Consider the following 21525-nt stretch of genomic DNA (forward strand, 5'->3'; position numbering starts at 1 on the left):
CTTGAGGGGGGCTCGGCCGAACCGATGGACAACAGACCTCTCGCCGACCTGTTCGAGCCGGCCGACCGCAAGCGCTGGCTGTCCCTCGTCGAGACCGCGCTGAAGGGTGCGGACTTCGAGAAGAAGCTCGTCTCCCGCACCGCCGACGGCCTGCGGATCGAGCCCCTCTACGGCCCCGCCGAGCCGGTCGCGCAGCCCGTGCGGGCGCCGGGCCCGTGGCGGATCGCCCAGCGCGTCGACCATCCCGATCCGGCCGCCGCCGCCGCGCAGGCGCTCACCGACCTCGAAGGCGGGGCAGACGCCCTCGTCCTGACCTTCGCCGGGGCGTTCGGCGCCCGCGGCTACGGGTTGACGGTGCACGACGCCGCCGGGCTCGCGACCGCCCTGTCCGGCGTGATGCTGCCCCTCATCGGCCTGCGACTCGACGCGGGCGGGCGCGGCCTCGAGGCGGCGCGGTGGATGCGCGACGTCGCCGCCGCCCGCGGCGAGGACTTCTCCGCCTACGACCTCGACCTCGGCATCGACCCGGTGGGCGTGCTGGCCGCCAGCGGCACCCTCGGCGGCGTGTGGAAGGAGATTGCCCCCCGCCTCGCCGACGCGATCACCGAGCTGGGGGCGGCCGGCTTCTCCGGCCGGGCCTTCCTCGCCGACGGGCGCCCCTACCACGAGGCCGGCGCCGGGGAGGCGGCCGAACTCGGCGCGGTGCTCGCCACCGCGGTCGCCTACCTGCGTACCCTGGAAGCCTCCGGCACCGACCTCGACACGGCCCGCGACCGGATCGCGGTGCTCCTCGTGGCGGATGCGGACGAGTTCGTCACCCTCGCCAAGTTCCGCGCCATGCGCCGCCTCTGGGCGCGGGTGGAGCAGGCCTGCGGCCTCGATCCCAAGCCCCTGCGCATCCATGCCGAGACGGCGTGGCGGATGATGACCCGGCGCGACTCCTTCACCAACATCCTGCGCACCGGCATGGCTGCGGCGGCGGTGGGCATGGGCGGGGCCGACAGCGTCTGCGTGCTGCCCTGCACCCAGGCCCTCGGCCTGCCGGACGCCTTCGCCCGGCGGGTGGGCCGCAACAGCCAGATCGTCCTGTTGGAGGAATCGCATCTCGGCCGGGTGAGCGACCCGGCCGCGGGCGCGGGCGGGCTCGAGACGCTGACGGCGCAGATCGCCGAGGCCGCCTGGGACGCGTTCCGGGCCATCGAGGGAGAGGGCGGCATCGTCGCCTCCCTCAGCGTCGGCAAGATCCAGCGGCGGATCGAGGCCGTGCGGGAGGCCCGCGCCAAGGCGGTGGCCACGCGGCGGATGCCGCTCACCGGGGCGACCGAGTTCCCGAACCTCGCCGAGAAGCCGCCCGCCGTCCTCGACGTGGCTCCCGTGCCCCCCGCCCCGGCGGCGAATTTCGGGTCCGCCGCCGCGGTCGCCTGCGATCCGCTGCCGTCCCTGCGCCTCGCCGCGCCGTTCGAGATCCTGCGCGACGCCTCCGACGCGGCCCTGGACAAGGCCGGACGGCGCCCTGCGGTGTTCCTGGCCAATCTGGGGCCGCTCGCCGCGTTCAACACCCGGGCGTCCTTCGCGGCCAACGCCTTCGCGGCCGGAGGGATCGAGGCGATCACCAACGACGGGTTCGAGGAGACGGAGGCCCTGGTGACGGCCTTCAAGACCTCCGGCGCGCCCCTCGTCTGCCTGTGCTCCTCCGATGCCCTCTACGCCGAGCGGGCGGTGGAGGCCGCCGGGGCGCTCGTTGCGGCGGGCGCCGGGACGATCTACCTCGCCGGCCGGCCGACCGACCTCATGGAGCCCTTGAAGGCGGCGGGCGTCCACGCCTTCCTCCATGCCGGCTGCGACCTTCTGGCGCTGCTCGACGACGCGATCCGGCGCGCCCTCCGGAGCCCCACCCGCTGAGCCCGGTCAGGCCGATCCGATGATCCGTTCCGCCACGTCGGCCCGATGCCTCGCCGCGGGCCTCTGCCTGTCGGCCGGGGCCGCGCCGGCGGCCCCCGCCCGTGTCGCCACCCCCGCCCGGTTCGACGGGACGTGGGCCGTCGAGATCGTCACCGAGGCGGGTTCCTGCGACCGAGCCTACCGCTACCCCGTGCGCATCGAGAACGGGCAGGCCCGCTTCGTCGGCACCGCCTTCACCGTGAACGGGCAGGTCTCCCGCACCGGTGCGCTCAGCGGCTCGATCTCCAACGGCTTCGCCACGGCCAACGTGGTCGGCCGGCTGGGGGCGAACGGCGTCGGCCGGGGCACCTGGGTCGCCTCCGGCACCGTCGAATGCCGTGGGCGCTGGAACGCCGCGCGCCGGGGCTGACCGCCACGGCGCGGGACTTGCGTGGCGATACCACGCCGGCACCGCGTCCCGGCCCTGTTCCCGACGCAATCCGGGGGGAATCTGACACCCGGTTCGGATACCCGACGAGGCCGCCCCGCATGAAGTCCCCAATCATCGCCACGCTCGCCGTCCTCGCCCTCGGGTCGACCGCGCAAGCCGGTCCGCACCGGATGGTGGCGAAGGCCCCCGATCCGGTGGTGGCCGAGAAGGCCATGGAGCCCCTGCGGCAGGCCGCGACCGACTGCTTCGCCGAGACGGTGATGGCGAACCCGAAGGCGATCCGCGAAGCCCGCGCCGGCCACTGGTACGAGGCCGCGGGCATCACGGGCTTCCTGTGCCGGCCCGAGGTCGCCGCGATGATCCAGACCCACGACCGGCTGTTCGGCGCGAAGACCGGCGAGCGCTACTTCAAGGGCGCCTACGCCCGCCACCTCGACAAGCAGCTCGCCGAGCGCCTTCAGCCGATGCTGGAGCGCAAGGCCCTCGCCAGCGCCGAGCCGCCGGCCGAGAAGGTTTCGGCGGACGAATCCGCCCCGGCGGAGTAGGGCGGCCCCGCCCCCCTGCCGTCACCACGGACGCCGTGACGGCGGCGGTTCGTGCAGCCGCTACGCCATCCCCTCGTTCCGCCCGCGATAGGACAGCGCCTCCGCGAGGTGGAACCGCCGCACCTGCGCCTCGCCGTCGAGGTCGGCCAGGGTGCGGGCGACCCGCAGGATCCGGTGGAAGCTCCGGGCCGAGAGCCGCATCGTCTCGGCCGCCTGCCGGATCAGGGCGGTGCCCTCCCCATCGGGGGCGGCGACCTCCTCCAGCACCTTGGCCGGGCAGGTGGCGTTGGTCGTGGCCGCGGGCAGGCCCCGGTCCGTGTAACGCGCCGTCTGGCGCGCCCGGGAGGCGGCCACCCGGGCGGCGGCCTCCGCCGAGCCCTCGGAGGGTGCCGGCAGGATCAGGTCCGCGGCCGAGACCGCCGGCACCTCGATGCGCAGGTCGATCCGGTCCAGCAGCGGGCCTGACAGGCGCGCCTGATATTGCGCCATGCACCGCTCGTTCGGCCCCCGCCGACAGGCATAGCCCGGCTCCAGCCCATGCCCGCAGCGGCACGGGTTCATGGCCGCCACGAGCTGGAACCGCGCCGGATAGGTCACCCGGTGGTTCGCCCGGGCGATCATCACGCTCCCCGTCTCCATCGGCTGGCGCAGGGAGTCGAGCACCTGCGGGTTGAACTCGGGCAGCTCGTCGAGGAACAGCACGCCCCCGTGGGCCAGGGACACCTCCCCCGGCCGGGCCCCGTGGCCGCCCCCGACCAGGGCCGCCATCGACGCGGAATGGTGCGGCTGGCGGAACGGCCGCCGGTTCGACAGGGCGCCGCCCTTCAGCCCCCCGGCCACCGACTGCACCATGGCGATGTCGAGGAGTTCCCGGGGCGAGAGCGGCGGCAGGATCGAGGGCAGCCGGGCGGCGAGCATCGACTTGCCGGCCCCCGGCGGCCCGTTGAACAGCACGTCGTGGCACTTTCTGCGAACGTGCGCGATGGGCCCCGGGGTGCAGCTCGCAGGGTGGGCCAGACCATGAGGGCCGGCAACGAATCCCGGGTCGTCCTCCTGAACGGCGGCGTCCCCTGGGCCGTCGGGCCGGGGCACGACACGATGGCCTGGCACGCCGAGGGCTGCCGCCGGATGACGACTAGCTCGGCATCCGGGAGCGTCCGGCCACCGTCGAGGACGCATGCTGCCGGCCATGCCGCAGGCCGAAGACTGGAGGCTTGCCGTGCCTTCCGCCCACCGGGCGGCGAGCGTGCCCTCCCTGAAGCGCGACGGGTGGTCGGTTCGGGCAACGAGGCGGATGGCCATCCACTGCGGCATGTGTGATCCGGCGGGGGTGCCCTCCACGGGGCCGTCCAGCGGGGCGACGCCATGGTGACGGACCGGGACCGGAGCGGCGCGCCGCCGATAAGGCCGTAGGCTCGGCCTGGACCCGCTTACCCCGTCGAGCACGATGGAGGTCCGGGAACGACGGGAGCACCGGTGATCGCGTTCCCTATGACCGGGCCCGACCAGGACCCTGACGGCGCGGACGAACCCCATCGGCATCGTGCGGGAATTCCGTCTCGATTGTCAGGCAACGGACAGACACTACATTTCGTGTCCGCTATTGGACAGAGCAAGATTCGCCCATGGGACCAACCGTGCGAACGGTCGAGCCACGCCCCGTCGACCTCGACGCCAACCTGCTGCTGCAGGCGTTGGAACCGCGCGACCGCGCCCTGATCGCGAAGTGGCTGGAACCGCGCGATGTCCGCCGCGGCGACGTGCTGTTCCGGGCCGGCGAGGACGTATCCCACGTCACCTTCCCGTTGGATCGCAGCATCGTCACGCTGCTCGTGACGCTGAAGGACGGCAAGACCGTCGAGACCGCTACGGTCGGGCGCGAGGGCGCCATCGGCGGCGTGGTCAGCAACGGCTGCCTGCCGGCCTTCTCGCATGCCGTCGTCCAGGTCGAGGGAAGGGTCCTGCGCATCGAGGCCGAGCGGCTCCAGCGGGCCAAGCAGGCATCCATCGCGGTCCGCGACCTGTTCGTGCGCTATTCCGATTGCCTCGTCGCGCAGCTGCTCCAGTCGGTGGCCTGCAACGCGGTCCACTCGCTCGAACAGCGCACCATGCGCTGGCTGCTGACGCTGCAGGACCGGCTCGGCACCGCCGATCTCCCGGTCACCCACGAGGTCCTTGCCGAGATGCTCGGCGTGCGTCGCGCCTACCTGACCGAGACGCTGGGCAAGCTGCAGCGCGAGGGCCTGGTCCGCACCGGTCGCGGGCAGCTCACGCTGGTCGACCGTGCGAAGGCGGAGCGGGCGTCCTGCGAATGCCACGGCAACGTCCGGCGGCATTTCGTCGAGGTGCTCGGCGCCGTCTACGGGCGCAGGGGAAGAATTCTAGGTCCTTCGTCGTTTGGGGTTGATAAGCCTTTGATAGAGGCTTGACCCGTTCCGCTTTCGTTCTAGCTTGGCGGCGTGATCCTCACGTACCGCCAGAAGCTCAGGTCGACACGGGCCCAGCACCGCCTGCTCCTGGAGCGGCTGGAGCGGCAGCGCCTGCTCTACAACGCCGCCCTGCAGGAGCGACGCGACGCCTGGCGGCTCGCGCGCAAGACCGTCACCCGGCTTGACCAGCAGAAGAGCCTCACCGTCGTCCGCGCAGACGACCCCGAGGGTCACGGCGTCGACCCGGCCAACATGGGACGCTGGACCCTCAAGCGGGTCGAGGACGCCTTCACCGGGTTCTTTTCCCGGGCCGGGAAGGGCGGCAAGGCCGGATTCCCGCGCTTCAAGCCCATGTCCCGCTGGGACACGTTCGGCCTGCTGGAGGTCGCGGGCCTGCGGATTGACGGTGACCGCCTCCGGCTGAAGGGCATGGACCGGCCGATCCGGATGAACCCGGACCGTCCGCTGCCCGCGGACGCGCGGATCCTGGGCGTCACCTTCACCCGGACCGGGCGCGACTGGCACGTCGCGTTCACGGTCGAGACCACGGAGGTCGTTGCCTCCGAGGCGCCGACCGGCGAGGCGGTCGGCGGGGACCTGGGCGTCGAGGCGCTGCTGACGCTGTCGAACGGCGAGCGCATCCCGAACGTCCGCCCGGCCTCGCGGCGGGCCCGGGAGATCCGGGTGTCCCGGCGGGCGCTGGCCCGATGCCGCAAGGGCTCGAACCGCCGGCGCAAGGTGAAGGCGAGGCTCGCGCGGCAGCTCCGGCACGTGGCGGACGCGCGGGACACGCACCTGCACAGGGTCTCGGCCAGGCTCACGCGCGAGCATCCGCTGATCGTGCTGGAGGACCTGCGGATCGCGAACATGACACGATCCGCGGCGGGGACCGTCGCCGAGCCGGGGACGAACGTCAGCCAGAAGAGGGGTTTGAACAGGTCCATCCTGGACGCTGGATGGGGCAGGTTGGTCTGGATGGTACGCTACAAGGCCGCGAGAGCCGGTGGCGAGATGGTCCTGGTCGACGCGCGTGGCTCGTCGCAGGAGTGTCGGGACTGCGGGGCGGTGGCGGCGAAGCCGCTGTCGCTGCGCCGACACCGCTGCCCGTGCGGGCTGGACGTGCATCGTGACGTGAACGCGGCGGGCGTCCTGCTCGCCCGTGGGCTCGCGGCGAAGGCCGCGGGCGAGGGGGGTCGACCCCTCGGGGACGCCAACGTGGGCCGTCGGGCCGTGCGTCGTCCCGGGACCCTCCTCGCCGCCTGAGGGCGGCGCTGGAGATCGCCATCGGGGGAGAGCATCAACCCCGTATGACGAATGACCGAATTCTAGCCGTCGACGCCGTCGAGGCGGCGTCCAACAGGGAGGCCGCGGAATGACCGCGTCGTCGTCCGATCCGGGCTTGGTCGAGGCCCCGGACCGTCTTGCGGCGTTGGCCGGCTACGACATCCTCGACACCGAGCCCGAGCGGGGCTTCGACGACATCGTCGCGCTCGCCTGCCAGTTCTGCCGGACCCCGGTGGCGCTGGTGAGCCTCGTGGCCAAGGATCGACAGTGGTTCAAGGCGCGGATCGGGTTCGACCCCTGCGAGACGCCGCTCTCGCAATCGGTCTGCGCCCATGCGCTCGGCCTCGACGACCTGCTCGTCATTCCGGACCTGACGCTCGATCTGCGCACCGCCGACAACGCCCTGGTGACGGGCGAGCCGCACCTGCGCTTCTACGCTGGGGCGCCACTGCACTCGCCCGAGGGCGCCGTCCTCGGGACCCTGTGCGTGATCGATCACGAGCCGCGCCCCGAAGGGCTGACCGACGACCAGCGGGAGGCGCTCCGCACGCTCGCCCGGCAAGTCATGGTGCAGATGGAATTGCACCGGGCCATCGAGAACCGCGGGCAGGCGCTCGCCGCCAAGGGACAGGCCGAGGAGCAGCTACGGCTCGCGACGGCGGCGGGGGGCATCGGGGTCTGGGACCTCGATCTCGTCACGGGCGAGCTTCGTTGGGACCGGCGCGTGCGCGAGTTGTTCGGCGTGCCCGAGCGCGGGTTGGTGACCTACGAGGGCTCGTTCCTGGCAAACCTGCATCCCGAGGACCGCGGACCGGCCGACGCCGCCGTCCAGGCCGCGCTCGACCCTGCCGGTTCCCTGGAATTCGACATCGAGTACCGCACCGTCTCCGCCGAAACCGGCGTGACGCGCTGGGTCGCGGCGCGGGGACAGGCCATCGTCGAGGACGGGAAGGCGGTGCGCTTCATCGGCACCGTCCGCGACGTCACCGTCCGCAAGACGGCGCTCGCCACCCTCTCCGAGACCGAGGAGCGCTACCGCCTCGCCGCCCGCGCCACGAACGACGCGATCTGGGACTGGGACCTTGCGACGAACCACGTGCGCTGGAACGCGGCGCTGGAGGCGGCATACGGACATGCGTCCGATGGCGTGCGGCCGACCGGCGACTGGTGGATCGAGCACATCCACCCCGACGACCGCCCGCGGATCGACGCCTCGATCCATGCGGTCATCGAGGGAAGCGGCTCGGCCTGGACGGACACCTACCGATTCCTCCGCGCCGACGGGGAATACGCCGAGATCCTCGACCGCGGCTACGTCATCCGGGACACGAACGGCGGCGCCAGTCGCATGATCGGGGCGATGCTCGACCTCACCGACCTTCGGGCCACCGAGAGGGCGCTGCGCGAGAGCGAGCGGCAACTCGTGCTGGAGCGGAGCCTGCTCAGGTCCGTCTTCAAGCAGGCCCCGGTCGGGATCTCGGTGACCGATGCCGCCTCCGGCTGGACCACGCTCGTGAACGACCGGGCGCAGGCGATGATCGGTCTCGGCGTGGGCGGCCATCCGGACGCGCTGCGCGAGGGACACGGCGCGCAGCGCGCGGACGGCACGTCCTACGAGGCCGCGGACTACCCGACGGCCCGCACCTTGCGCCGGGGCGAGACCGTTCACGCCGAGCTCCTGCGCCACCGCGATGCCTCGACCGGCGAGGTCCGCCGCTTCGAGGTGTCCAGTGCCCCGGTGCGCGGCGACGACGGGACGCTCGTGGCCGCCGTCACCATCTTGGTCGACGTCGAGGACCGCCTTCGCGCCGAGACCCAGGCGGCGCGGCTGGCGGCCATCGTCGAGCAGTCCGACGACTTCATCGGCATCGCGGACGCGGACGGACGAGGCGAGTACATCAACCCGGCGGGCCGCCGCCTGATCGGGCTCGAAGACGGGGAAGCCGCGGGCGCGTTCCATGTCCGCGACTTCTTCGTGCCGGAAGACCTTCCGTACGTCGAGGAGAGCATCATTCCCGCCGTCGTCGCTGGGCGCACGTGGGCCGGGGACTTCAAGTTCCGCAACCTCCGCACCGGGGAGCCGGTGCCGGTCCACTACAACCAGTTCTCCCTGCGCGGTCCGGGTGGCGAGTTCGCCGGGTTCGCGACGGTCTCGCGCGACATCGCCGACCGCAAGCGGGCCGAGGCGCTCCAGGACCTGCTCAACCACGAGCTCTCGCACCGGATGAAGAACCTGCTCGCCATGGTGCAGGCCGTGGCGTCCTCGACCCTCCGAGGTGCCGGTGATGTCGAGGCGGCCCGCGAGGTGCTCGGCGGTCGTCTGGTCGCGCTGGGCAACGCCCATGACATCCTGCTCGGCGGCGCAGCCGTGAGTGCGTCCCTTGAGGCCGTGGTGCGCCAGGGCGTCGGGGTCCATGGGAGAAGTGGCCAGGTCACGTTTTCGGGGGCGGACGTGCCCATCGGCGGCCGGGCGGCGATGTCATTGGCATTGACGCTTCACGAGCTGACCACCAACGCGGTGAAGTACGGCGCCCTGTCGGTACCGGAGGGCCACGTGGCGGTGACGGCGACGGTGGTGGAGGCTGCCGACGGCCCGCTGCTCCGCATCGTCTGGGAGGAACGGGACGGACCGCCGGTCGCACCGCCGACGCACAAGGGGTTCGGTTCGCGCCTGATCGAGCGCGGTCTGACGGTTCAGGTCGGCGGATGCCTGCGTTCGGACTTCCGTTTCGACGGCCTGACCTGCACGGTCGAGGCGCCGCTGGTCAACTTCCAGTCCTCGGACTGAGGGGGGCGTCGGTCAGCCGCCCCGTGACCGACGGACCGCCCGGCGCAGCATGCGGGACAGGTTCTCGACGGAGTAAGGCTTGCGCAGGAACGGGAACCCGTGGGTGCCCTTCTCGGCGAGGACGTGGCTGTAGCCCGAGGCAAGCACGCATCACCGTGTTCCCTCGTTACCTTCCGTGGCCCGGAAGTGCCGGACGAGCGCCGCCGCGACGGCGTCCGGAGCCTCTCGCGGGGCGAAGTGGCCTACCCCGTCCAGGGTGATGAACTCGAAGGGTCCGGAGAACTTCGACGGTACGTCCTTGCTCGCCTCCGGCGGGTTCACGCCGTCGACGGCGCCCTGGATGTAGAGGGTCGGGGTCGACAGGGTCTTGGTCGCCTTCACCTTCGCCTCAAGCTCGGCCGAGCGCGGGTCCAGTTCGGCCTCGTCCCAGCGCGCCTGGTAGGAGTGCAACGTGACGTCGACGAAGTCCGGGTTCTCCCAGGACGCGGCGACCGCCGCGAACGTCGCCTCGTCGTACCAGCCGGGCGGGCTCCAGTTGTCCCACATGATGCGGCCGAACCCCTTGGGATCGGCCCGCACGGCGTCCTGGCCGCGCCTGGTCGCCTGGAACCAGTGGTACCACTGGCGCTGGCACTGCGGGAACGGCGGCGTCGGCATGCCGCCGAGACGCGACGGGGTCGACAGCATCGCCATGCGGGTCACGCGCCCGGGCCAGCCGACCGCCATGGCCTCGGCGGCGTTCGAGCCCCAGTCGTGGCCCGCGACCATGAAGGTCGCGATGCCCATCGCATCCATCAGGTCGATGGCGTCGTGGGCCAGGATGCCGGAGTTGCCGGTGCGCGGCGTGTCGACCGAGCGGAACCGCGTACGTCCGAAACCCCTCAGTTCCGGCGTCACCGTCCGGAAGCCGGCGTCGTTCAGATGCCCGGCCACGGTCGCCCAGGTCGTGGCGTCATCCGGCCAGCCGTGGAGCAGGAGGACGGCAGGGCCGTCCGCCGGACCCGCCAAGTCGACGTTCACGTTCAGGAGTGTGGTCTCGACCTGTTGCTCGCTCACGCGAAGCCTCCTTTGGCAGGGCTATGCTCACCGGCGTCCGAAACGCCGGTCCTAGGCCGGGATGCGGTCGATGCTCGCGGTATCCTCCTCCGCCACGCCGTTCTCGCGATGGCGGAAGGCGCTCAGGGCCTGGTAGACCTGGAGCCGCGCGCGCATCACCGATCCGAGCGGCCGGTGTGCCGCGAGGCTGTGGGCGGGCCGGAAGGTCATCACCTCGTCGAAGTAGCGAACTCGGTCCGGCGCGTAGGCGTCCTGGCGCGGCAGGCGCAGCGTCGCCACCGTCCGGTAGGGGCTGATCGAGACCGGCCAGTCGACCGAGGCGTCCTCGATGGGCTGCCTCTCGGCATCGGCCCAGAGCTGCGCCTTCAGTTCGAAGACCACCTCGTGGTCCCGGAAGAAGGCGACCGTCGCATGGCGGAAGCCGTCCTCGTCCTGGTGCGGGTCGAGGCGCCATTCGGACAGTGCGAGCTGACTTTCCGTCGACGGCACGGCCCCGAGCTTGGCGACGTAGTCGCCGTAGCGGACCGGCGCCTGGCTGAAGTAGCTGTCGGCCAGGGGATGGCTGTAGGGATGGCCGAAGAAGTCGGCGAGCGCGCTCTCCGTCCCGAAGGCATGCAGGGCACGGTTGAGGTTGCGCATGGTCGAGGAGACCGCGCTCTTGACCCCTTCCGGCAGCCCGGTCGACTTGCCGATGACCGTGCCGTCGCGCAGGAAGCCGGCCGCCGTGCCGGAGGGGAAGGTGGTCCCGGTCGCGAGGACGAAGTCCTGGGTCTCGACGGAATGGCCGGGCAGCTTCTCGCCGGGGACGTCGAACACCTTGATGGACATGCCGCGGTGGGTCGAGACGCGGTCGCCCAGGGTCTCGCCCGGCCCCTGCGCGAAGCGCACCGCGACGGGGTGGGTGCCGGGGTTGGCGAAGAGCCCTTGCGCCAGTTCGGGGGGCAGGCCCGGTGGAATCGTCAACTCACCGGTGACGCAGGCCGAACTCTTGGCGTGGCTGGCGCGCACCGCGTGCTGCTCGCGGGCCTCGACCGTCTCGGATTGCTGCGTCATCCCCTTGATGATGCCGTCAATGGTCTGCTGCTCGCCCTCGGCGGGCTTCTCGATGTCGGGGGCGTATCGAAGATAGGTCATGGTCACCTCGCGGATCTTATGAGGGGCAACGCGGGCCGGCCGCGGATTGTGCGACCGGCCGAAAGCAGGACGGCCCTCAGACGCTGCGGGCCTGGTCGGGATGGCGGCCCTCGGCGAACTCCTCGACGATCTTGGCGCAGAAGGCGGGCAGGTCCTTCGGATTGCGGCTGGTGACGAGGCCCTTGTCCGTGACGACCTCCTGGTCGACCCAGGTGCCGCCGGCGTTCCGGATGTCGGTCTGAAGCGTCGGGAACGAGGTTAGGGTGCGCCCCTTCACGACGTCCGCCTCCACCAGGGTCCAAGGTCCGTGGCAGATCACGCCGACCGGCTTGCCCTGGGCGAAGAAGTCCCGGACGAACGCGACCACCGCCTTGCTCGCCCGGAGCTTGTCGGCGCCGACGCAGCCACCCGGAATGACGAGCCCGTCGTAATCGGAGGCCGAGACACGCTCGATGGTTGCGTCGACCGCGTAGCGCCCTGCCGGGTCCAGGTCGTTGTTGACGGTCTCGGCCTCACCGGCCTCCAGCCCGATCACCGTCACGCTCGCGCCGGCCTTCGTCACCGCATCGCGTGGCTGGACGAACTCCGGCTCCTCGGTCCCGCGCGGGGCGATCAGGATGGCGATCTTCTTTCCTTGGAGGCTCATGTCTCTCTCCGTTTCCTGGCCGGATAGGACCCGCTCCCGGTGTGGCGGCCGTCGGCTCGGCGAACCCCATCGGAGGTGCGTCCCCGGCGATTCATTCACGCGTGATGGAACGGAGAACGACGAAGGAGGTTCATTTCCGAATTGCAGAAAACGGAGTCGTGAGCCTTGCAAGCCCCTGTCCGCTACAGCCCCGACGTCGAGGTGGTGAAGCCTGACGAAGCCAAGACAATCGAGGGGCTGAACGAGACCTTCGACACGATCCTGCAGACGGTCGCGGACGACTCGGGCCATGCCGTCCGCTCCGTCCACGCCAAGGCGCACGGCATCCTGGAGGGCGTTCTCAGGATCGATCCCAACCTGCCGCCGGAACTGGCGCAGGGCCTGTTCGCCAAGCCCGGCGAGCACAAGGTCTTCATGCGGCTGTCGACCAACGCCGGCGACATCCTGCCGGACGCCGTCTCGCTGCCGCGCGGCCTCGCCCTGAAGGTGCTCGACGTCGAGGGCGAGCGCCTGCCCGAAGCCGAGGGCACTACCCAGAACTTCATCATGGTCAACGGCAAGGTCTTCCAGGCGCCGAACGCCGAGAAATTCCTGGGCAGCCTGAAGATGCTTGCCGGCACGACCGACCGGGTCGAGGGGCTGAAGGTCGCCGCCTCCACCGTTCTGCGCGGCGTCAACAAGGCCCTGACGGCGGTGGGCATCGAAAGCCCGACCATCGGCTCGCTCGGCGGCGCTCCGAACGTCGATCCGCTCGGCGAGACCTACTACAGCGTCACCCCGTTCCGGTACGGCGACCACATCGCGAAGTTCTCGGTCGCCCCCGTCGCCCCGGGCCTGACCGCGCTGACCGGCACCGAGATCGATGCCTCCGGCCGGCCGAACGCGATCCGCGAGACGGTGCAGTCCGAGATGGAGGCCATCGAGGGCGTCTGGGAGTTCCGGGTCCAGCTTTGCCGCGACCTCGAACGCCAGCCCGTCGAGGACCCCACCGTCGAGTGGAACGAGGAGGAGGCGCCGTTCCAGCGGGTCGGCCTGATCACCGCCCGTCCCCAGGACAGTTGGGACGAGGCCCGCGTGCAGGCCGTGAACGAGGAGATGCGCTTCTCGATCTGGACCGGCCTCGCGGCGCACCGCCCGCTCGGCAACATCAACCGCGCCCGCAATGCCCCCTACAAGCATTCCGCCGAGTTCCGCCAGCGCTTCAACGGCTGCCCGATCCACGAGCCTGGTGCCGGGCGCTGAGAACGGAGACGACGATGCGCGGCCTCATCTCGGGCGCGGTCCTGGCGGCGCTCGCCGTCGTCGGGTCCACGCAACTCCAGGCAGGGGACATCATGAAGACGGAGCTCAAGCCGTACAACGTCACCATCCGCGTCTTCGACCCGACCAAGGGCGTGGAAAGCGGTCAGGACTACGTGCTGCCGGTCGATAGCCCGGACGTCGAGCACGCCATCGCCTCGACCACCGCCAACGCCGCCTCGTTCACGCGGAAGGCGGAGGGCGGAAAGGCCCTGCCGGTCGCCTTCACCTGCATCAGGGTCGAGGCGCGCTGAGGCGGCGATGGGCGGGGAGAAAGCGATGTCGATGGAATCGAACAAGGATCTCGTGCGGGCGTACTTCGTCGCGTTCCGCGACCGGGACCAAGCGTGGTGGGATCGCTTCATCGCGCCGGACTTCGTGCGGCACGACCCTGGCCTTGATTTCGAGGTCCGCGGGCCGGCCGGCGTCGCCAGGCTCGGCGATGTGCTGCATGGCGGCCTGTCCGATATCGAGATGCCCATCGACGAGGTCATAGCCGAGGGAGACCGCGTGCTCGCCCGCCTGCGCTTCCAGGGCCGGCACACCGGTGAGTTCCAGGGCGTGCCGGCGACCGGCAAGGCGGTCGACATCGTGGTGATGGACTACTTCCGCATCGCGGACGGCAGGCTGGCCGAGCACTGGGCGCTGATGGACAACCTGACGATGCTCAAACAGATCGGCGCCGTCGAGGCTTGAAGGTGCCGTCTCACGGGACCAGCAAACACCGCATGAGACCGGGGGTGGTTTCGGCAGCAACCCGAAGGCATCCGATTCAATACAAGGGATCAACATGCAAGTACGCATCAAGACACATAGCATCGCCGCGCTTCTCGCCGGCACCACCCTCCTGACGGCGTCCTCGGTCTGGGCGCAGGAGACGCCAACGATGAAGGATCGCCTCGACGGCGCCGTCTCGACGGTGACCGGGTCGCCGATGGCCGACCTCGACCTCGACATGAAGCACGTGCTCGACGCGATGAAGACGCTCGATCCGAAGCCGATCCCGAAGCTGTCGCCCCAGGAGGCCCGCCAGCAGCCGAGCGCAGCCGACGGCGTCAAGGCACTCCTCAAGGAGCAGGGCAAGAGCACCGCCCCCGAGGCTGGTGTGAGCACGAGGGAACTCGCCTACGAGACCGCGGGCGGATCGCAGAAGGTCCGGATCTACACGCCCGACGGTGCCACCGGTCCGTTGCCGGTGGTGGTCTACTACCATGGCGGCGGCTTCGTGATCGCCGACATCGACACCTACGACGCGACGCCCCGCGCCATCGCCAAGGGCGCGAAGGCCGTGGTCGTCTCGGTCGAGTATCGCCACGCGCCCGAGGCCAAGTTCCCCGCCCAGCAGGAGGATGCCTTCGCCGCCTACAAATGGGCGTTGGCGAATGCCAAGAGCTTCGGCGGCGACCCCTCGAAGCTCGCGTTGCTGGGCGAGTCCGCCGGCGGCAACCTCGTGACCAACGTCGCCATCGCGGCCCGCGACGGAAACGTCGAGAAGCCGCTCCGGGTCGTGGCGGTCTATCCGATGGCCGGGACCAACCTCGACACCCCATCCTACAAGGACAACGCGTCCGCCAAGCCGCTCGACAAGCCGATGATGGGCTGGTTCTACGACCAGACGGTCCGCAACGACGCCGACCGCTCGGACCCGCGCCTCGACATCGTCGGCAAGGCCGATCTCAAGGGGCTGCCGCCGTTCACCGTCGTGACCGCGCAGATCGACCCGCTCCACGACGACGGCAAGATGCTCGCCGACAAGATCAAGGCGGCCGGTGGGCAGGTGACCTATCGCGACTATCCCGGCGTCACGCACGAGTTCTTCGGGATGGGCAACGTCGTCGCCAAGGCCAAGCAGGCCGAGGACGCCGTGATCGGCGACCTCAAGGCGGCCTTCGCCGGAACCGCCACGGGTACGACGGCGCCTCGCTAGGTCGCTGCGGCAGGAAGCCAGCCGGCAAGGCGGGACGTGACATCGAAACCCGCTCGGATGATGTCCGGACGGGTTTCCTTCCGGCCCTTCTGACCAGCTGTCCCGCATCCTGCGCAAGGTCACCGCGGCCTCGACCCGGCCGCGATGACCTTGCGACCGTCGGTGCACCGACGGGTGACGGTCCTCGGGCCGTTCGGGACGCCGGGATCACGGCCCTGCGATGAGGTCCCTGATACGGGTGGCCAGCGCCTCCATCACGAACGGCTTGGTCAGGACTGCCATGCCCGGTTCGAGGTGGCCGTTGCCAACGACCGCGTTCTCGGCGTAGCCGGTGATGAACAGGACCTTAAGGTCGGGGCGCGACACGCGGCCGGCGTCGGCCATCTGGCGACCGTTCATGCCGCCCGGCAGGCCGACGTCGGTGACCAGCAGGTCGATGCGCACGTCAGACTGCAGGACCTTGAGGCCGGACTGGCTGTCGGCGGCCTCGATGGCGGTGTAGCCGAGATCCTCCAGCACCTCGGTGACCAGCATGCGGACGGTGGGCTCGTCGTCCACGATCAGCACGGTCTGGTCCTGCTTCGCCCGGGGTGCATCGCCGAGCGAGGCCATCACGTCGGCCTGCTCGGTCTCGCCGTAGTGCCGGGGCAAATAGAGGCACATCGTCGTGCCCTCGCCGACCTCGGAGTAGATCCGCACCTGTCCGCCTGATTGGCGGACGAACCCATAGATCATCGACAGCCCGAGACCTGTGCCCTGGCCGATGGGCTTGGTCGTGAAGAATGGGTCGAAGGCGCGCTCGATCACGTCCGGCGGCATGCCTGTGCCGGTGTCGGTGACGCAGAGCGCCAGGTACTGTCCGGGCGGCAGGTCACGATCCTTGCCCCCGCGTTCGTCGAGCCATTTGTTGGCGGTCTCGATGGTGATGCGACCACCGTCCGGCATCGCGTCGCGAGCGTTGATGCACAGGTTCAGCAGGGCGTTCTCAAGCTGCGGGGGGTCCACCAGCGCCGGCCACAGCCCGGAAGCGCCGACAACCTCGAAGTGGACGGATGGCCCCACGGTGCGGCGGATGAGTTCCTCCATCCCACCGATGAGCCTGTTCACGTCGGTCGGCTTCGGGTCGAGGGTCTGGCGACGCGAGAAGGCCAGGAGACGGTGCGTCAGGGCGGCGGCGCGCTTCGAGGCGCCCTGGGCGGCATTGACGTAGCGGTCGATGTCCGTGAGCCGGCCCTGGCTCATCCGGGTCTGCAGCAGTTCGAGGCTGCCGGAGATGCCGGCGAGCAGGTTGTTGAAATCATGCGCCAAGCCCCCGGTGAGCTGCCCGACGGCTTCCATCTTCTGTGACTGGCGAAGCTGCTCCTCGGCCCTGCGCAGGGCCTCGGCCTGCTCCCGCTCCGCCGTGACGTCGCGACCGACCGCGTTGATCAGGCGGTCGTCGGGGCGGGTCGACCACGAAATCCAGCGGTAGCTCCCGTCCCGGTGGCGGTAGCGGTTCTCGAAGCGGGCAAGCGACGTCCCGTTGGCCGAGCGGCTCGCACCTTCGAGGGTCTTCTCGACGTCGTCGGGATGGAGAAGGTCGAATAGCGACGAGCCGACGAGGTCATCCTCGCGCCAGCCGAGCATCGACAGCCAGGCCGGGTTGACCGCGACGATGCGGCCGTCGAAGCCGCAACGGAGCATGATGTCGCTCGACAACTGCCACAGGGCGTTTCGGTCTGTGGTGCGTTCGGCGACCTGCCTTTCCAGGGTGGCGTTCAGCTCGGCGAGTTCGGCCGCCTGCCGCCGCCGGTCGTCGATGTCCGTGTTGGTGCCCACCCAGTGCGTGATGCCGCCGTCGGATGCCCGGACGGGTTCGGCCCGGACAAGGAACCAGCGGTAGGCCCCGTCGGCGCGACGGATGCGGAACTCGGTCCCGTACACCGCGCCGGAGGCCAGCGAATGCGCCCATGCCTCACCGGCCGAGGCGAGATCGTCCGGATGGACGATGCGCCCCCATTCCGTCGGGCCTTCGATGGACCCGGGAGGGCTCCCGCTGTAGGCGTAGGCCTGTTCGTTGAACCAGTAGAGGTACCCGTCCGGTCGGGCCGCCCAGACCTGGTTCGGGACGGTCTGGGCGAAGACGCGGAACTGTTCCTCGCTCTCGCGAAGGGCCCGTTCGGACCGAAGGCGCTCGGTCGCGGCTCGCACGCGCTCGGCGACCTCCCGCATCAACGCGACCTCGCCAGCGCTCCATGACCGGGCGACCGCATGGTTCACGTAGAACAGCGCCACGGACGAGCCTTGCTCGACCACGGGCATGTTCACGAAAGCCCGGGCGCTGATGCCCTCCAGGGCGGCCGCGTTGTCGCGCGTGCGCGGGTCCTGCGCCGCGTCCGGGACGATGGCGGTCTCGCCGCGCTTCAGGTCGTCGATGTACGACCCGTAATCGCGAAATTGCAGCACGCCGGCCAGGCTCTCGATGCCGGGTGCGTTCCAGTCCCGCTCGATGGTGATGGTCTCGGCGGACTTGTCGATGATGCCGTAACCGACCCGGCTCACGTCCAGGGCGATCCCCAGGACCTCGCATGCGGCGTGACTCAGGTCGCCCGGATCGCGGATGTCGCGCAGCCTGTCGGTCAGCTCCAGCAGGGTGGCGCGCCGCATCTCGGCCTCGCGCAACGCTTCCCCGGCCTCGCGCGCCCCGGTCCTGTCGCGCAGGATCTTGAGGAATCCGATGTGCTCGCCGGAGGCGTCCCGGAGCGGCATCATCTCGCCGCTCGCCCAGAACCTGCTCCCGTCCTTGCGCAGGTGCCAGCGCTCGTCGGCGGCCCGGCCCTCCGCCAGGGAAAGTTGCATCTCGATGGTCGGGCGGCCCTCGGCACGGTCCTCGGGCGTGAAGATCCGGTCCACCGGCTCACCGGTCATCTCCGAAGCGGACCAGCCGAGCACGCGCTCGGCCCCGACGTTCCAGGCGACGACCCGGCCGTCCAGGCCGGTGGCGATCATCGCGAAGTCGACGGCGCTCTCGAAGATGGACCGGTGGAGCACGTCCGGTGCGAGACCGCTGGCGTCAGGGTAGGGCTGTGGAGCCCGACCCGTGGCTTGTCCGGACATCACGCCTTGCCTCTCGACACCGTAGATCCCACGATCCGACTTCCGCTCCCGATTTGTCTTTCGCAACGTTGCGCTCGGCTTGGCCCCATGTCGCCTTACCCGCCCAGGATGCGCTTTCGGCGCTGCCAGGTGGCGACCTTGCGCAGCAGGCGCGAAAGCTGCTCGATGGAGTACGGCTTGTGCAGGAGTTCGAACCCCGAGGTTCCGTTCTCGGCCAGCACGTGGCTGTAGCCCGAGGCCAGCAGCACCGGCAGGTCGTGGTGTCGCTCGCGGATACGATGCGCGAGATCGATGCCGTTCATGCCGGGCATCACCACGTCCGAGAACACCACGTCGAAACGGTCGGCATCGCTTGCGAGTTCGGCCAGCGCCTCCGCGGCGTTCGTGGCCAGCACGGTCACGTAGCCGAGGTCGGTCAGCGTCTGCACCGCGAAGGTCCCGACCTCGGCGTTGTCCTCGACGACGAGCACGCAGGTGCCGTGTCCGTCCATGAGCGACTCCGGTTCGCCAGCGTCCACCGCCCTGCCTCCGCCGGCGACGCGGGGCAGGTAGAGCGTGAAGGTGGTGCCGCGTCCGACCTCGCTCTCGACCGCGACCTCGCCGCCCGACTGCTTGGCGAACCCGAAGACCTGGGAGAGGCCGAGCCCCGTGCCCTGGCCGACGGCCTTGGTCGTGAAGAACGGCTCGAAGATCCGCTCCAGGCCGTCTGCGGGTATCCCAACTCCGGTGTCGCTGATCGACACCGCGACGAACGCCCCGGTGACGGCGGCGTGACCCCGCATCTCCGGCATCGCCTCGACCGGCCTGACGCGGATTAGGAGCCGGCCCTCGCCGTCCATGGCATCGCGTGCGTTGACCGCCATGTTGACGAGCGCCGTGTCGAACTGGCTCGGGTCGGCGTGCACGAAGCACGTCTCCTCGGGCAGTTCCGTGACGATCTCGATGCGCGAGCCGGTGAGCGTACCCATCATGTCGCCGATGGCCCGCACGCTGTCGCAGGCTGCGAACACCTCGGGCCTCAGGGCCTGGCGGCGTGCAAACGCCAGGAGTTGCCCGGTCAGCTTCGCGGCGCGGTCCACGGTGTCGGAGATCGCCCCGATATATCGGACGCGGCGATCCTCCGGGAGGTCCGGACGCTTCAGCAGGTCGGTGGACGACTTGATCACGGTGAGCAGGTTGTTGAAGTCGTGCGCCACGCCGCCGGTGAGCTGCCCGACCGCCTCCATCTTCTGCGACTGGCGCAGGTTCTGCTCCATCCGTTCCCGTTCGGCCGCCTCAGTCAGCAGGCGCGCGTTCGCATCGGCGAGCTCCGCCGTCCGCGCGGCGACTTGGCTCTCAAGGAGGGTGCCGGCCTCGCGCAGGAGCGTGGCCTGCGCCTCCAGCTCAGCGTGAAGCGCCACCACGCCCCTGTTCGTCTCGGCAAGCTCCCGGTTCAGGCGCTGTGCCTCCTCCTGGCGCTCCGCGAGCTCGGCGAGGCTGCTCAGGAGCTCGCGGTTCTGCTCGCGCAGGGCGACCAGCGGCTCCGCCGTCCGGGCGCGGGCCACGTCGTCGGCCAGGCTGACCAGCCCGGGACCCGTGAAGTCCTCGACGCCGGGCGGGAGGCGCTTGCCGAACGTCACGACCGTGCCGTTGCCGGGCGCGGTGTCGATCTCGAAGCGGTCCATCAGGCGGCGCGAGCCGGTGATGCCGATGCCGAGCCCGGTCGTCGAGCGGAAGCGACCCGCCAGGATCGCATCGAGCTCGACGATGCCAGGGCCCTTGTCGCTAACCCTGATCACCAGGAACTGCCCGTCCCGTCCCTGATCGAGGCCGTACTCGATGCGGCCGCCGCCGGCGTAGCCGTAGGCGTTGCGGGCGATCTCGGACACGGCCGTGGCGATGCGGGTCTGGTCCTGGACCTCGAAGCTGAGGCGCTCGGCCAGCCGGCGAACGCGCTGGCGCACCGTGACGATGTCGTCCTCGTGCTCGACGGCGCTGGTGAGGAGCGGCCACCTCATCGGACCTGTCCCCGCACGACGAGCACGGTGGCGTCGTCGCGGGCGCGGGCGAAGTCGCGGAAGATCACGCCGGCCACGAGCGCCGGGTGCGCGCCGGCAATGCCGGGATGGGCGTCGAGTGACCAGCTCGTCGCGATCCCGTCCGAGCACAGCACGAACAGGTCCTCGGGACTCATGGGGTACTCGAACTCCTGGATGCGTCGCGCCACGTGCCCCGCCGTCCCGGCGAGGCTGACCGTGCGCTTGGTCCCGGTTCCGGAGACGACGGCGCCCAGGACGTTGCCTATGCCCGTGAACGTGAGGGTGGAGGTGTCCCGGGCGTAGCGTGCGACGGATATCGCGCCGCCCCGCGTATGAGACAGTCCCGCATGGATGGCCGTCAGGATCGCGGCGGGCGGCTTGCCCTGGTTGCGTCGGAACAGTCGCAGGGCCTCCTCGGACGCCTTCGCCGCATCCGGCCCATGCCCGAGGCCGTCCGCCACGATGGCCGTCCAGCCGTCCGCGCGCTCATGGATGCCGTAGGCGTCGCCGTTCGCGGCCTCCCCCTTCAGGGGCACCGTCACGGAACCGAAGGTCGCCTCGGCTTCCGGGGCGACGGAACGAACGCCGGACATACGGGCCAGAACCGCCGTTCCGGAGCCCGGCCGAGACACGATGTCGAACGCGTCGGCGAGGCGGCGTACCGCGCCGAGCCCTTCGCCGGCGCTGCCACCGGTGGAATGGCCGTCGCGCAGCGCCGATCCGAGATCCGAGACACCGGGTCCCTTGTCGAGGGCGAGGATCTCGATGCCCGAGCCGGTCCCGTCCTCGTAGGTGCCGACAAGGATCTCGCCGGGCACGCCGTACTTGACGATGTTCGTCGCGAGCTCGGTAACGACGAGGGCGACCCGGCCGGCCGCCGTCTCGTCGAAGCCAACGGACTGCGCAATCGCCACCGCGCGCCGTCGCGCCTCGGACACCTGGCTCGCTTCCGTTACGGTGATCCGGTGCAT

At 70.5% G+C, this 21525-nt stretch carries 16 protein-coding genes and 2 pseudogenes; 10 read left to right on the forward strand and 8 right to left on the reverse strand.

Going from position 1 to position 21525, the window contains the following annotated elements:
• The first annotated feature begins 24 nt into the window (after positions 1-24).
• The 3 genes from MKK53_RS16720 (at position 25) to MKK53_RS16730 (ending at position 2877) form a co-directional block, all read left to right on the forward strand.
• On the forward strand, positions 25-1902 hold the full coding sequence (locus MKK53_RS16720) for a methylmalonyl-CoA mutase subunit beta (RefSeq protein WP_243929823.1): 1878 nt from the start codon (positions 25-27) through the stop codon (positions 1900-1902).
• Positions 1903-1921: 19 nt separating this feature from the next.
• Complete coding sequence (locus MKK53_RS16725) at positions 1922-2311, forward strand: hypothetical protein (protein ID WP_243929824.1); 390 nt, start codon at positions 1922-1924, stop codon at positions 2309-2311.
• A 119-nt stretch (positions 2312-2430) separates the two neighbouring features.
• Entirely contained in the window at positions 2431-2877 is a 447-nt protein-coding gene (locus MKK53_RS16730; RefSeq protein WP_243929825.1) for a hypothetical protein, read from the forward strand.
• A 60-nt stretch (positions 2878-2937) separates the two neighbouring features.
• Here MKK53_RS16730 and MKK53_RS16735 read toward each other — a convergent pair.
• Positions 2938-3837, reverse strand: a pseudogene (locus tag MKK53_RS16735) (YifB family Mg chelatase-like AAA ATPase); the annotation flags it as partial.
• Between the two features lie 677 nt (positions 3838-4514).
• On the opposite strand from MKK53_RS16735, the gene MKK53_RS16740 reads away from it, so the two are divergent.
• The 3 genes from MKK53_RS16740 to MKK53_RS16750 all read left to right on the forward strand — a co-directional run bounded on the left by MKK53_RS16740 (position 4515) and on the right by MKK53_RS16750 (position 9378).
• Positions 4515-5306, forward strand: coding sequence for a Crp/Fnr family transcriptional regulator (locus MKK53_RS16740; RefSeq protein WP_243929826.1), 792 nt, complete (start codon positions 4515-4517; stop codon positions 5304-5306).
• A gap of 30 nt (positions 5307-5336) precedes the next feature.
• Complete coding sequence (locus tag MKK53_RS16745; protein WP_243929827.1) at positions 5337-6569, forward strand: RNA-guided endonuclease InsQ/TnpB family protein; 1233 nt, start codon at positions 5337-5339, stop codon at positions 6567-6569.
• Between the two features lie 109 nt (positions 6570-6678).
• The gene (locus MKK53_RS16750) at positions 6679-9378 is read left to right on the forward strand and encodes a PAS domain-containing protein (RefSeq protein ID WP_243929828.1); all 2700 of its coding nucleotides are present in this window, start codon (positions 6679-6681) and stop codon (positions 9376-9378) included.
• A gap of 12 nt (positions 9379-9390) precedes the next feature.
• Here the strand turns inward: MKK53_RS16750 and MKK53_RS25465 are convergent.
• The 4 genes and pseudogenes from MKK53_RS25465 to MKK53_RS16765 form a co-directional block, all read right to left on the reverse strand.
• A pseudogene (locus MKK53_RS25465) lies at positions 9391-9525 on the reverse strand (hypothetical protein); the annotation flags it as partial.
• Between the two features lie 3 nt (positions 9526-9528).
• Positions 9529-10434, reverse strand: a complete 906-nt coding sequence (locus MKK53_RS16755) for an alpha/beta fold hydrolase (RefSeq protein WP_243929829.1) — start codon at positions 10432-10434, stop codon at positions 9529-9531.
• A 51-nt stretch (positions 10435-10485) separates the two neighbouring features.
• Positions 10486-11568: a catalase family protein gene (locus tag MKK53_RS16760; protein WP_243929830.1), complete on the reverse strand. Its 1083-nt coding sequence runs from the start codon at positions 11566-11568 to the stop codon at positions 10486-10488.
• 76 nt (positions 11569-11644) lie between these two features.
• Entirely contained in the window at positions 11645-12214 is a 570-nt protein-coding gene (locus tag MKK53_RS16765; RefSeq protein WP_243929831.1) for a type 1 glutamine amidotransferase domain-containing protein, read from the reverse strand.
• A gap of 165 nt (positions 12215-12379) precedes the next feature.
• On the opposite strand from MKK53_RS16765, the gene MKK53_RS16770 reads away from it, so the two are divergent.
• The 4 genes from MKK53_RS16770 (at position 12380) to MKK53_RS16785 (ending at position 15440) form a co-directional block, all read left to right on the forward strand.
• Positions 12380-13456, forward strand: a complete 1077-nt coding sequence (locus MKK53_RS16770) for a catalase family protein (protein ID WP_243929832.1) — start codon at positions 12380-12382, stop codon at positions 13454-13456.
• 14 nt (positions 13457-13470) lie between these two features.
• Positions 13471-13767: a hypothetical protein gene (locus tag MKK53_RS16775; RefSeq protein ID WP_243929833.1), complete on the forward strand. Its 297-nt coding sequence runs from the start codon at positions 13471-13473 to the stop codon at positions 13765-13767.
• Between the two features lie 25 nt (positions 13768-13792).
• Complete coding sequence (locus MKK53_RS16780) at positions 13793-14209, forward strand: ester cyclase (protein ID WP_243929834.1); 417 nt, start codon at positions 13793-13795, stop codon at positions 14207-14209.
• Positions 14210-14303: 94 nt separating this feature from the next.
• On the forward strand, positions 14304-15440 hold the full coding sequence (locus MKK53_RS16785) for an alpha/beta hydrolase (RefSeq protein ID WP_243929835.1): 1137 nt from the start codon (positions 14304-14306) through the stop codon (positions 15438-15440).
• Between the two features lie 207 nt (positions 15441-15647).
• Here MKK53_RS16785 and MKK53_RS16790 read toward each other — a convergent pair whose 3' ends face one another.
• From MKK53_RS16790 to MKK53_RS16800, 3 genes are all read right to left on the reverse strand, one after another.
• Positions 15648-18536 (reverse strand): PAS domain S-box protein, encoded by a 2889-nt coding sequence (locus MKK53_RS16790; RefSeq protein WP_243929836.1) that lies wholly within the window; start codon positions 18534-18536, stop codon positions 15648-15650.
• A gap of 95 nt (positions 18537-18631) precedes the next feature.
• Positions 18632-20533, reverse strand: coding sequence for an ATP-binding protein (locus tag MKK53_RS16795; protein ID WP_243929837.1), 1902 nt, complete (start codon positions 20531-20533; stop codon positions 18632-18634).
• Positions 20530-21525 (reverse strand): ATP-binding SpoIIE family protein phosphatase, encoded by a 996-nt coding sequence (locus tag MKK53_RS16800; protein WP_243929838.1) that lies wholly within the window; start codon positions 21523-21525, stop codon positions 20530-20532. The genes MKK53_RS16795 and MKK53_RS16800 overlap by 4 nt, the downstream gene beginning before the upstream one ends.

Source organism: Methylobacterium sp. J-076 (genome assembly GCF_022829405.1).
Classification (GTDB): domain Bacteria; phylum Pseudomonadota; class Alphaproteobacteria; order Rhizobiales; family Beijerinckiaceae; genus Methylobacterium.